Here is a 13,448-nt window from a genome sequence, read left to right on the forward strand (position 1 = left end):
CCTCTAAAAATTAGTATTTATTAAATTATTTAAATTTACCCGGGTTTTGCTTAACAATTGCCTCTCTTTGGCTGTTAAAATCTGTTGCTTTATTCATAAACCCATTAGCATTACCCAGATGGTTATTAGCGTTTATAGTATCATTATTTATTAAGTATGGAATTGCGGTTTTAAGTTCGCTTGTTGCATTGATTTTGGCATCTATCTCATCTAAAACATACTGCATGTAGTTTATATATACTGTATCATTGGAATTTGTAGCATATGTAACTCCTTGAGAAGCAAATGTTCTTGCCTGGTTAAATTCAGAAGTTGCGTTATCACAGTTTGATAATGCCGCATCATAAAGGAACTTGTTTGTGTCGTAACTTGCATTATTAAAATATCCATCACCATTTTTTAGATGAAGGTTTATAGAAGTTGATAGTCCATCAATCTTAGAAGCATCTGACTGTATACATCCACTTAAAAAAATGATTAATGTAATCAACCCTACAATTATAATCTTATTATCCATACTATCCTCTTTTAATCAATTCAATAAATTTTTTTATATCCTTCCTTAAGTTATTAATGTTTGTTTTAATTTAAAGTTTTGTATACTAATTATGAATAAAATATTTAAAATATTAAATGTGAAGAATTATTTTTAGTATTAAAGAAAAATAATATGTTTTTAATCAATAAACTAAAAAAATAATACTTATATTATAATTTAGAGAAAAATTTTACGATAATTAATTTTATTAAATAACTGTTATTAATCTGAATTTGAATTTTATAGGTTACTTAAACTATTTATATTGTATTAATGTACTAATGATTATTAAGATAAAAAAATTTATTTGGGGAGTAATATGAAGATTACAGTTATAGGGGCAGGATATGTGGGACTAGTTACAGCAGCGTGTTTTGCTGAGTTGGGTAACCATGTTTTATGCGCAAAAAAAACAGAAAAAAATTTAGAAAACCTTAAAAAAGGAATTTCACCTATATTTGAACCCGGATTAGAAGAAATATTACAAAGAAATATAGATGAAAATCGTTTACATTTCACAACAAACATAAAAGAAGCATTAAATTTCTCTGAAGTGGTATTTGTCTGTGTTGGCACCCCTCAAAGTGAAACAGGAGAAGCAGATTTATCTCAAGTAGAAGAAGTGTCAAGGGAAGTAGCTCAAAATATGGATGGATATAAATTAATTATTGAGAAGTCTACTGTGCCTGTTAATACCCATAATTGGATTGAAAAAACTATAATGAGATATCGAAGAGATGCTATTGATTTTGATGTTGCTTCTAATCCTGAATTTTTAAGAGAAGGGTCTGCAGTTATGGATTTTATGAATCCAGATCGTATTGTTGTTGGTGTAAAAAGTGAAAAAGCTAGATCAATATTTGAGGAATTATATAAACCCCTAACTGAACAAGGAATCCAAATAATCTTCGTAAGCCCTGCATCTGCAGAACTTATCAAACATGCTTCAAATTCATTTTTGGCAATGAAGATATCCTATATTAATATGATTGGTGATTTATGTGAGAAGGTGGGTGTTGACATCAAATCTGTTGCCAAAGGTATTGGAAGCGATATGAGGATAGGAAACCAATTTTTTGATGCAGGTATAGGATATGGTGGGTCTTGTTTTCCTAAAGATGTTAAGGCATTCATTAAAATTGGAGAAAATCATGGCCTAAATTTCAAACTTCTGAAGGCCACCGAAGATATAAACTTTAAATGCAGAGAAAATTTTCTAGAGAAAATAGAAAATATATTATGGATTAACAAGAATAAAAATATCGCCATATGGGGTTTAGCTTTTAAAGCCAATACAGATGATATCCGAGAAGCACCATCAATGGATATAATTAAAAGACTCTTCAATAAAGGCGCAAATCTTAAATTATATGATCCACAAGCTTCAAAGAACTTCCAAAAATATTTCCCAGAAGATGAATCTATTACTTACTTCAAAGATAAATACGAAACAGTAAAACAAGCTGATGCTCTGATTATCCTCACAGATTGGGAAGAATTTAAAGAAGCAGATCTTAAAATAGTGAAAGAACTAATGAGAATACCTATAATAATAGATGGTAGAAATATTTATAATAAAGAAGACATAGAAGATTTTGAATACTATGGCGTAGGTAGGTAGATTTGATAGATTTGGTGATTTTTTAAATGAGAAAAGTTCTTATTACAGGTGCAGCTGGTTTTATTGGAAGCCATTTATGTGACAAATTTTTAGATAATGATTCTAAAGTTGTTGGAATTGATAACTTCATAACAGGAGACTGGGGTAATATTTCCCATCTTCAAGAGAATAAAAATTTTCAATTTATAGAACAGGATGTTAATAACTCCTTTGAATTATCAGGAAAATTTGATTTGGTTTTACACTTTGCATGCCCTGCTAGTCCCGTAGATTATCTTAAACATCCAATTGAAACACTCAAAGTAGATTCTTTGGGTACATTCAATCTTTTGGAGATTGCTAATGAATCTAATTCCAGGTTCATTTTGGCATCAACTTCGGAAATTTATGGAGATCCCTTAATTCATCCTCAAATAGAGGAATATTGGGGTAATGTAAATTCCGTGGGAATACGTTCGGTATATGATGAAGCTAAACGCTTTTCAGAAGCTGCTACAATGGTTTTTTACCGTGAATACGATCTTGATGTGCGTATACCTCGAATATTCAATACATATGGACCGCGAATGCAATTGGGTGATGGAAGGGTTGTTCCAAATTTTATTTCTCAAGCGCTAGTTAATGAAGATTTAACTATATATGGGGATGGAAGTCAAACACGCAGCTTCTGCTACATAGAAGATCTTTTAGAAGGTATTTTTGACTTATCGGTTATAAAGGGACTTGATGGTGAGGTAATGAATCTTGGAAGTCAAGAAGAGTATAGAATTCTAGACTTTGCAGACGTTATTATTGAAAAAGTAGAATCAAAATCGAAAAAAAAGTTTTTACCTCTGCCTGAAGATGATCCTAAGCAAAGATGTCCAGATATCAGTAAAGCCCAAAGTTTAATAGGATGGGAACCAAAAACATCCTTAGAGCTAGGTTTGAAAAAAACAATAGACTATTTCAAAAATATATCTTAAAAAAATTATTTGTACATTTATAATTATAAATGAATTAAAAATCAATTATCTTCATTTTTTACATCTAATAATGTTCGTAAATCTAAAATTTAAAACAACTTAAGTCTAACATATTGCTTTATTGTTCTAAATATTCATTAAAAAAAATGAATTTATTGATTAGATCCTTCTAATTTCAAAAAGTTAATATTAATTAAACTTTATTTGTTTAATTAAATTTTTTTTGTTCAGGATCTCCATAGGCCATGAATTGTGCAGTATTCTTTGGCATATAAGTCGTTTGTAAATTCAATATTAAATTCTGCTTCAGGAGCATCCCCTGGTTTTAGAAAAACCCTTTGTGTTCCATTGTCGGTTATGATCTCTATCCATGCTATGTAATGTTTTTCTTCCATAGGGTGTGGTATTTCTCCAACTTTAACCTTAACACCGGTATCTGTTTTTTCAATAATAGGAATGTGTTTTTCTGCTCCAACACTCTTTGGTTTGTCGCTTAAGATCTCAAGCTCGGTACCACAACAGGTTGGTGTTCCACCACCAACATAGATCAGTTCAAATATGTTCCCACAAGTATTGCATCGGTATATATCTCCTTTTTCTGCCATTCTATCAGTACTCCTCGCTTAATATTTCATAATATTTAGTTGGGTGGTCGCATGCAGGACACTTATCAGGGGGTGTAAGTCCGGTGTGTACATAACCACATTTTGAACATAACCATTTAACTTCGTGGTCTTTTTTGAAAACTGTGCCACTTTCAATGGTATTTAAAAGTCGTTTGTATCTTTCTTCATGGTGTTCCTCTGCTCTTCCTATTGCACGAAGTCTTACAGCCATATCATCAAGCCCCTCATCGTCTGCAACATCTGCAAATTCAGGATACATTTCACTATTTTCATAGTGTTCACCTGCTATGGCAGCAATAATATTCTCAGGCGTGCTTTGCATAATTAATGGAGCTTCAGCCTCAACAGTTATGGACTCAACATCACCAGATTCTTTTCTAAGTTCCTGAATCATTCTAAATAACCATTTTGCATGTTCCCTTTCATTATCTGCAGTTGTTAGGAAAATTTCCGAAATTTGAGGGTAACCCTCATTTTTAGCTATCTTAGAATATAATGTATATCTATTTCTTGCTTGACTTTCACCAATGAAAGCCTTGGTTAAATTCTCCAATGTTTTTTTCATAATAGACACCTTTGTTAGTATTTGTTGTTACTCTACTATAAATTTTTATTTGGTAAATACGAAACATAAATCTAAACGAAAATTTAGTTGGAATTAGATTCATCGGTAGTTTTGGGCGATTTTATTCTGAATTAAGTAAAATCTCAAATTTAAATTAATAAAATTATTAAACAATTAAGTCCATAAATTAAGTAGGTTGGGTTAAAAAAATGATTCATAGGATTCTTAAAAAATTGGCTATATTTTTACAAAAAAATTATTTGATCCAAAAAACAATAGATTAATGGTGATAAAATAATGGATGTTAACTGGGTAAATATTGAATTTGAATTAGGCAAAGTAGAAGAGTATGATAGAAAATCTGATCAATCTATTGACAGAATATCGATTGGGTCTACCACAATTAAGATATTCTATAATCTAATGTCTAAAAGGGAAGAAAATTATATCAGGGTTATACTTATAGATAACCTTCTGGGATATGAATATCCTGTAGTAAGGGGTGAATCAATATAAAGATATTTCTAATATTATTTATTTTAAATTATATTATATAACATAGGAATTCACGTCAAATATTCAATAAAAAATTTGAAATTACTAAAATCATTGATTAAAATCTTTTTTAATTGTTAATAATCAAATAATATAAATTTTTCTATAATATCTTTTTTCTTAATGACTACTCTAATTACTTATTTATGAGTATTTGTAATACTCTGAAATAGAGTGTTATAGGATGGATAAGTATAAATTAAAAGAAATTTATAGATATATTTAGTTTAGTGATTTAAAGTTGAATTAGTTTAAAATTATTAGGTGGAACAAAATGAAGACAATGATAAATAGAAAATTAATTGTTTATATTCCCCTATTGTTGATTGGTCTGGGCATAATATTTTCAGCAGGAATGCAGTCAGTTGCTGCTGACCAATCTCAAATCTATGTGAACTCATCGGGAAATGACAATTATAATGGAGAATCCCCTGTATTCATTAGTGGAACTATAGGGCCTAAAAAAACCATTAAAAATGCAACAAAAACTGTTATAAACGATGGAACAGTACACATAGCAGCTGGTACCTACAATGAAAATAATATAGCTGATTTCAGCAAGAATATTAACTTCATTGGAGAAGACAAATATAAAACCAAAGTAGATGGAAATAAACTTGGTGGTATTTTTTCTGTTGGTGCACAAGGGGCGACTTATAGTTACTCATTCACTAATCTGCAATTCCTTAACGGGAGTGCATTTAACGGTGGTGCAATCTCTAATACATGTGGAAATATCTTAATTGATAACTGTATTTTCAAAAATAACAAAGCAAATTATGCTGGAGCTGCAATTTTCAGTTTCGGAACAGGAAGTGCTCCTGCATCTATAAATATTAATAACTGCAACTTCACCAACAACTCTGCTCCTAATGGAGTTATATATAATGGTCTAAGTAGTGTAAGTGTAATAGGAAGTGATTTCACAAACAATACTGGATCAACAACAAGTATACTCTGGAGTAATTTTGGTCAAATATCAAATTTCCAGTTCAACAGAATTATAGGAACCGGTAATTTAATTAGTAGTGACTCAGGTGGAGATGTAAGTCTTAACTGGTGGGGTTCAAACGCTGATCCTTCAGCAAAATTAACAGGTGTTACAGCAACTAATTGGTTAGTATTAACAGCTTTTGCAAATCCTTCATTAATTGTTAATGGGGCAACTAGTATAGTAACAGCTGATTTACTGCATGATAACGGAATTTTAACAGATCCAACTAATCCGGATTTGTATTATCATGATCCATTATTTGGTCATGTACCCGATGGAATAATAGTAAACTTTTTAAATGATGCATTTGGTACAGTTAATCCGTTAACCAGCAGCCTAATAAATGGTTCAGCTTCTACCACATTTACCGGTACTAAAATCGGAACATCTGTTGTACAATCAACTATTGATTCGGTCACTACTACATCTAATGTTATTATAAGCTCAGCACTAGTTGTAACTAGTACAGATCCAGTTAAAAATGCTGGGAGTGTGGCTTTAAACAAAGTTGTTAAAATTACTTTCAACAAAAATATTAAATTGGGTACAAATCCTTGGATTGAATTTAAAACTGCAGCTGGAACAGCAATAACATTCACAACAAAAATTGTTAATAATGTTTTATCATTAACGCCTACAAGTCTTTTAAAAGGTGGAACCACCTACAATGTAGTTTTACATTCAAATAGTATCACAGATTTAAGCGGGTTAGGACTAGCAGCACCATACTCAACAGTATTCACAACCACTGTACCTCCAGTAGTTACAAGTACTGATCCAGTTAACAATATATCCAAAGTAGCAACAAATAAAATTGTAAAATTCAACTTCAGCAAAAACATTAAACTTGGAACAAACCCATGGATAGAATTCAAAAATTCAAGTGGAACAGCAAAACCCTTCACACTATCTGTTAGCGGAAGCACATTAAGTATAAAACCAACATCAGCTCTTTCAAAATCAACTAACTACACGGTTATTGTCCACTCAAATGCAGTAATAGACTCAAATGGAACCGGACTAGCAGCACCATACACAATAAAATTCAAAACAGCATAATTAATCCTTTAATTTTTTTTTATTTATTTTTCTATAATATAATAATAAATTAATTTTAAATTGTTTAAATACATTAATAATCATATTAAACAAGTATCAAAACAGGAATATTATCAATTTTTAATTTTAGATTGGTTAATCATTATATTAGATTTAATAACTTGAGGAATATAGTATAAGTATAAAATATGGATAAATAATATGGGAATCAGTAAAACTCAGTTTATAGGATTTATTTTAGTTTTAGGTTTATTTCTATCTTTAGTATTTCCTGATGTAATTTCAGCAGCAGAAGTTAGTAATAATACCCATTTAAACCCTGTTAAAGAATCAACAGCTGTTCATAACAATGCAACATCTGTAAAGAAGTCTAATTCTAGTTCAACAACTAAATCTAAATCAACAGATTTACCTTGTTATTATGATCTTAGAAAGCTTGGAAAACTTACCCCTGTTAAACAACAAGGTTTCTCAGGAACATGCTGGGCATTTGCTGCTTTAGGTTCATTAGAATCCTGTCTTCTACCTTATGAAACATGGAATTTCTCTGAGAATAATATGAAAAATCTTGATAGTTATAACTACGCATGGGGATTTGACAGAGGATACAATGATGCAGGAAGTTGGGAACAGGCATTAGCTTATTTAACACGATACAGTGGCCCTGTTATATCAGCTGAGGATCCTTTCAATGAATTCAGTGGTTCTTCACCTACTGGGTTAAAAGCTGTAAAACATGTGCAAAATGCAATACTCATTGGTGCTCGAAATAGCACAAGCCATATGGATAATGACAAAATTAAGGAAGCTATAATGAAATATGGTGCAGTGTACAGCCTGATGAGATACTCTGATTATTATTTTAATCCATGGACCAATGCATACTACTATAATGGTTCAAATGATGTTAATCATGCCATAGATATAGTGGGTTGGGATGATAATTATAACAAATCCAATTTTTTAAATGATGCACCCGGAAATGGTGCTTTTATAATAAGAAACAGTTGGGGTACTGATTGGGGAGATAATGGCTATTTTTATGTTTCCTATTATGATAAGTTACTTGGAAACAGCAATGACAATGTGGTGTTCATGGATGCAGAGCCAATAACCAACTATAATAATATATATCAATATGATCCCCTTGGTTATGTGGGTAGCTTTGGATTTGATAGCGATGTTGGCTGGTTCTCCAATGTTTTCACTTCTCGAAGTAACGAAAAATTGAGGGCTTCTAGTTTTTATGTTTTAACTCCAAATTCACTATACGATTTATATGTCTATTTAAATCCTAAGGGTAATAACCCAATAAGCGGTAAATTGGCATTATTTAAAGAAGGAATTATCAGTACTGCAGGATACACAACAATTGATTTCGGGAAGCATATTTCATTACTCAAAGGCCATAAATTTAGTATTGTTGTAAAATTGACAACTCCTAATTCTACTCTACCAATTACAATCGAATATCCTATGGAATATTACAGTAGCAAAGCTACTGCCAACCCTGGTGAAAGTTATGTGAGTATGAATGGTATTTTTTGGGAGGATATGACTAGTTTCATATCAAATGCCAATGTATGTTTAAAAGCTTTTACATCAAGTAGAGGTGCCGATCTTTCAGTTACAAAAGAAATGAGCAATAAAAATCCGATTCTATATAGTAAAATATTCTACACCATAACTGTTAAGAATAATGGCCCCGGCACAGCAGAGAATGTCTTTATCTCAGATAAGTTACCTTTAGGATTATCTTTCCTCTCGTATATTACACATTATGGGAAGTATAATCCAAAAACTGGTGTATGGAATATAGGAACTCTTCCCAATGGTGAAGTTGCAACTATTATTATCAATTGTATTGTTAAAGGTACAGCCAATATTTCAAATGAAGCCATTTTATTTTCTTCTACCTATGACCCAAACCTAAACAATAACTTTGCTATGATAAATGGAACGGTTTTACAACAGAGGAATGTAAAAAAGGTTGTTCAAAAATTAATTCCAATAGAAAAATGGCAGAATATAATTTCAATGCAAAAAACTGGACAAAATCTAATCCCATTTGTTTTTGGACTAATAATCATGGTGGGGGGAATAACATTATATAGTAAAAAATAAAATTGTTTCATTTGTTATTAGAGACGGAAATTTTTTGAAATATTAATATTTTGATAAAAAAAATTTCCAATATTATGATCATAAACTAATTTTAGATAGCATTTTCAATGTTTTTGTAATAAAATGCATTAGTTTAAATTATATTAATGCATTAATTTAAATAATAAATCTAATAATTAATTAAATAAAAGAGGTGGTTTACAATGAATCAAAAAGCCTTAATATCAATACTAGTTATTACTGTTATATTTGGAGGGGTAGTTATTTCCGGATGTATAGGTAATAACAACAACACAACCAACCTTACAAACAACAGTACAATAAATGGTAGTTCATCTGGAACTACTTCAAACAATTCAGCTACAAGCCAAAGTTCTTCACAATCAAGTCAAAGTTCCTCTAAAAGCGATAAAAACAGTACTGGATCCAAACCAAATGGAAGTAATGGAAATGATAATAGTGGAAATGATAATGGCGGATTAACTGGGGATAATTATGTTCCCGACCCAAATAACCCACATAACACCAAATGATCAATTTGGAGTTATGAAATTTTCTGGAGATGTAATAAATGATAAATAGTAAAGTTTTACCGATAATGCTAGGAGTTCTTATGCTTTTAAGTATGGGGACATCAGCAGCGGTAACAACTAATTCAACAAGTTATAGTACAAGCCAGGTAAGCCAGGCAGCTGTAACTGTTAAACATAATGTAGAAACTAAATATAGTCTGCCAAGTAAGGTTACAGTAGGCGGTAAAAGTTTAACAAATTATCAATTTTTATATTTACTTACATCTGCCACAAATAATGTGGCAAATGGCAAATCAAAGAATTTAATAAACCTTAAAAATGTATCAAAACCAACAAGTCCCACTGAAACTTTAACCAGTGGAACTATAAAAAAATCAGAATATGTTACCATAGCTAGTAAAATAAATGCATATATTGCCAAATATGATAAATTACCTAACTATGTGACAACATCTCGGGGAAATATGAAGTATCAGTCCGTGGTTTATATGTACAGTAAAATCATGACTTACTACAATGTGAACAAAGTGCTACCTTCAACTGTTTCAGTAAAATCCTGGTATGCACAGACACTCGGACCTGCAGCCAAAATTAATAGTACAACCATATTAAATGCTAAACAAACTGAATTAGGTCATGATTCATATGGAAAAGTTTTAAGATTAGGGCCTTTCGGTAATGGTGCCAATAAAGTAGCAATTATTGTCGGTGTGCATCCTCAAGAAATACAAACACATATAGCCATGCTTAATGCTATTGGAGTTTTATCTAAAAAACTAAACAACGTGCAGATATGGGTTTATGATGTGATAGTGTATAACGGAGCAAATTATTCTACTGGCCGAGCTCATGGGCAAGATCTGGCAAATAAATATGTAGTACCCAACATTGGAACTTCTTTCAAATTAGTAATGGACACCCATGGAAATACAGGAAAGGGTGCTGAAGTATATAGTGGATATCCTAACTTTGTTTTTGCTCCAGTTGAAAATTCAAAGTCCCTAAGTTACGCAAACAAATTAGTTAAATCTAGCCTAACTCAAGGAGATTTGTTGTATCGCTATGTATCTGGAAGCAGTCCTAAATATGTGACTATTCCGATAGCTAATAAAGGAATACCAACTATTGTCTACGAACAATATATCAATCAAGCAAACTATGCTCAAGTTTTGTACCAACATGCATTACAAGTGGTTAAAGCAATAAATGCTCATTCATATAATAACAGATTTGATTAATTGAATCCCTTTCTTTTTTTAGACTCAAATATTTTTTTATATAGATTTCCTATAAACTGTAACCCAAATCTCCCAGATATAATTTATTAAGGTTATATTTGAACTCATATTGAATATTTAAACTTAAAGACGCTCTTTCATAGAGTTTAATGCTTCAATATAAAAAATTAAGGATAATAACAAGTCAAATTCCTATGATGGAAAATAGATTTAAGATCGTAAAAATAAAAGGGATATATATTATTGTTTGATGTAAGATCATTATTCACTTTAATATTTTAGGGGGTAAAATTTTGAAGAGAATGAATCTCATTTTAATATTAAATTTTGTTAATAGGAATTGTAGGTCTTTCAGGCTGTATAAACTCAAATAACACCAATAAAACAGTAGTTAAAAACAACTCTACAATACAACTCGCACCGGTTGATAGCCCCATATTTAGTAATCAATATGTATCCTTTAAGAAACCCACAGATTTAACTATAATAGATGATTCCAACAGTTCTCAACTTAACATAAAAATAAAAAGTGAGGATAAGTTGATTGTTGAAATAAATAGTGTAACTAATGATACAAAATTTGTTAATTCTCTAATAGCACAGAGTAATAATACAACTGTAGCAAATAAAACAGCTTATGAGTTTTCAGACCCTACTGCCATTCAATTATATATTCCAGTTTCAAAAAGTAATGGTAAAACAACTGTAATACGGATCTATGTCTCTCCAGATTATTTACCAGATTATAATTTGATAAAAGATAGTTTTGTAATTATCAGAGCTCCTCCTCATTAAAAACTATTTTCTATATTTTTAAAATTATAAACAATTGTTAGAAAGGTAATGTATTATAAACCCCATTTAATATGAAATTAGAAATATTCCAGTTTTTTATTACTCCAAAATTGTTTATGTTATTACTTGCATCTGCTGCATACCATTTACCATTAACATAGATATTAGTCCAAACATGACTGATCCATTCCTGGCTTTTGTAGAAGTAACAAGTTCCATATTTGTATCGTGCTGAAAGTCCTGAAGCCCTTGCTAATGAAACAATTAAACGTGAAAGATCTACACAGTTACCCTTTAATAACTTCAATGTACCAGAAGCACCGTATCTTGTCCCATAGTAGAATGAATAATCAACATAATCTCTTACCCAATTAAAAATTTTCGCTGCTTCCTCATATTTAGATTTGGTTCCAATGGATAATGATGCTGCAAGTGTAGATATAGTTAAACTGGGAACAGTTAATGATATTCCTGCTTTATTATTTTTTAAAGATGAATCATATGTATTTGGTTGATAACTAACTATGTTGTTTATAACGGTTTTAAAGGCCATTACCTTTACATAAATATGTATTGTGTTTACAGAACCACTTTTCAATGTAGATATTGTCCAAATACCTGTTTTATAATTATAATGACCATTTCCATAACATGAAATGTATTTAAGTAGATTGGGGTTTAAACCAGAATTTATAACTAAATTCTGTGCATTATTAGGTCCTTTATTTCTCACTTGAATTATTATACAAATATGATGAAGGTACTTTGGATTGTAATTTGATGCTGTATGATATATACAGATATCTGCAGATGAAGGAACACTTAACTGGGTTACAGCAATGTTATTAAGTGTATTTGGATCTGTGGTTGATCCTGATTTGTAAAATGCAGTATTGGTAATGTTGATATTTGATTTAATAATCTGTGCAGTAACATGTAGAATGATATTTGTATTATTTGTTAGCGTTTGTACAGACCATATACCAGTTATATAATTATATGAACCTTTACCATCATCAGAAATCCATTTAAGATAATTATGGTTTAATAAATAGCTTACATTAATATTACTTGCAGTATTTGGTCCATTGTTATTTAGTTTTACAGTGAAAGTGACATATTTCAGATAGTTTGGTTTATAATTTGATGCAGATTGTGTTATATTAATATCCGATATTTCATCACTATTTGGTTCGTTAGCTGATGTAGTTATGTTGTAATGAGAATCCAAAACAGTTGGTACAACTTTATTATTCTTAATAGCTCTATTGTTTTCCACACCCATATCATTATTATGATCTGAATATTGCAAGCCAGTTATATCCGGATTATTAATTTCATCAGATCCTGATGAAGAAGATGTTGCTGCAGAACTTATATTTAAATTTAATACTAATGTTAAACTGAATAATAACAGTAACGATAAAAATAACTTTTGTTTAATTATACCTCCCCCAAGGTTAGATCAACAAATTAAACAATTCTTATATTAAATTTAATGGGATTATCATATAAATATTTGTTCAAAAAAAATAGAAAAAAACTTATTTGAGTTTATTAATATTTTATTGGAAGTAACATCTAATAATTAAGGACTTTTATTATCAACTTTTTACTATTTCGATTAACTAAAAACAAATATTAAATATCATATAATGGCTGAATTTTATTTTTGAGATTTTTTGGATTTGAATTTAAAAATGAGATATTATTTTTTGAGTATAAGCCAAATCAAATTATTAATGAAAACTTTACAATTCACAAAATAAAAAATATCAAGAAAAATATTTGTATAACCTGATTAATTTTATTATTATTATTATTATTATTATTAT

12 protein-coding genes are annotated in these 13,448 nt (G+C 30.2%); 8 read left to right on the plus strand and 4 right to left on the minus strand.

Annotated features, from left to right (window positions below; all coding sequences use genetic code 11):
* Positions 1-25 precede the first annotated feature (25 nt).
* Complete coding sequence (locus DL91_RS07365; protein WP_048190902.1) at positions 26-517, minus strand: hypothetical protein; 492 nt, start codon at positions 515-517, stop codon at positions 26-28.
* Positions 518-857: 340 nt separating this feature from the next.
* On the opposite strand from DL91_RS07365, the gene DL91_RS07370 reads away from it, so the two are divergent.
* On the plus strand, positions 858-2,159 hold the full coding sequence (locus DL91_RS07370; protein WP_048190903.1) for a UDP-glucose/GDP-mannose dehydrogenase family protein: 1,302 nt from the start codon (positions 858-860) through the stop codon (positions 2,157-2,159).
* A gap of 26 nt (positions 2,160-2,185) precedes the next feature.
* Entirely contained in the window at positions 2,186-3,124 is a 939-nt protein-coding gene (locus tag DL91_RS07375) for a UDP-glucuronic acid decarboxylase family protein (RefSeq protein ID WP_048190904.1), read from the plus strand.
* Between the two features lie 227 nt (positions 3,125-3,351).
* Here the strand turns inward: DL91_RS07375 and DL91_RS07380 are convergent, their stop codons facing one another.
* Entirely contained in the window at positions 3,352-3,729 is a 378-nt protein-coding gene (locus DL91_RS07380; RefSeq protein ID WP_048190905.1) for a desulfoferrodoxin, read from the minus strand.
* 4 nt (positions 3,730-3,733) lie between these two features.
* The gene (rbr, locus tag DL91_RS07385) at positions 3,734-4,315 is read right to left on the minus strand and encodes a rubrerythrin (protein ID WP_048190906.1); all 582 of its coding nucleotides are present in this window, start codon (positions 4,313-4,315) and stop codon (positions 3,734-3,736) included.
* Between the two features lie 297 nt (positions 4,316-4,612).
* On the opposite strand from rbr, the gene DL91_RS07390 reads away from it, so the two are divergent.
* From DL91_RS07390 to DL91_RS07415, 6 genes are all read left to right on the plus strand, one after another.
* Positions 4,613-4,831: a hypothetical protein gene (locus DL91_RS07390; protein ID WP_048190907.1), complete on the plus strand. Its 219-nt coding sequence runs from the start codon at positions 4,613-4,615 to the stop codon at positions 4,829-4,831.
* A 313-nt stretch (positions 4,832-5,144) separates the two neighbouring features.
* Positions 5,145-6,923: an Ig-like domain-containing protein gene (locus DL91_RS07395; RefSeq protein ID WP_048190908.1), complete on the plus strand. Its 1,779-nt coding sequence runs from the start codon at positions 5,145-5,147 to the stop codon at positions 6,921-6,923.
* Between the two features lie 201 nt (positions 6,924-7,124).
* The gene (locus tag DL91_RS07400) at positions 7,125-9,047 is read left to right on the plus strand and encodes a lectin like domain-containing protein (RefSeq protein WP_052374284.1); all 1,923 of its coding nucleotides are present in this window, start codon (positions 7,125-7,127) and stop codon (positions 9,045-9,047) included.
* Positions 9,048-9,250: 203 nt separating this feature from the next.
* A complete protein-coding gene (locus DL91_RS07405) occupies positions 9,251-9,580 on the plus strand; it encodes a hypothetical protein (RefSeq protein ID WP_052374286.1) in 330 nt (109 codons plus the stop codon).
* A gap of 38 nt (positions 9,581-9,618) precedes the next feature.
* On the plus strand, positions 9,619-10,818 hold the full coding sequence (locus tag DL91_RS07410) for a pseudomurein-binding repeat-containing protein (RefSeq protein ID WP_048190909.1): 1,200 nt from the start codon (positions 9,619-9,621) through the stop codon (positions 10,816-10,818).
* Between the two features lie 327 nt (positions 10,819-11,145).
* The gene (locus DL91_RS07415) at positions 11,146-11,613 is read left to right on the plus strand and encodes a hypothetical protein (protein ID WP_048190910.1); all 468 of its coding nucleotides are present in this window, start codon (positions 11,146-11,148) and stop codon (positions 11,611-11,613) included.
* A gap of 37 nt (positions 11,614-11,650) precedes the next feature.
* Here DL91_RS07415 and DL91_RS12910 read toward each other — a convergent pair whose 3' ends face one another.
* Positions 11,651-12,925: a transglutaminase domain-containing protein gene (locus tag DL91_RS12910; RefSeq protein WP_052374289.1), complete on the minus strand. Its 1,275-nt coding sequence runs from the start codon at positions 12,923-12,925 to the stop codon at positions 11,651-11,653.
* Between the last annotated feature and the right edge of the window lie 523 nt (positions 12,926-13,448).

Source organism: Methanobacterium sp. SMA-27 (genome assembly GCF_000744455.1).
Lineage (GTDB): Archaea > Methanobacteriota > Methanobacteria > Methanobacteriales > Methanobacteriaceae > Methanobacterium_B.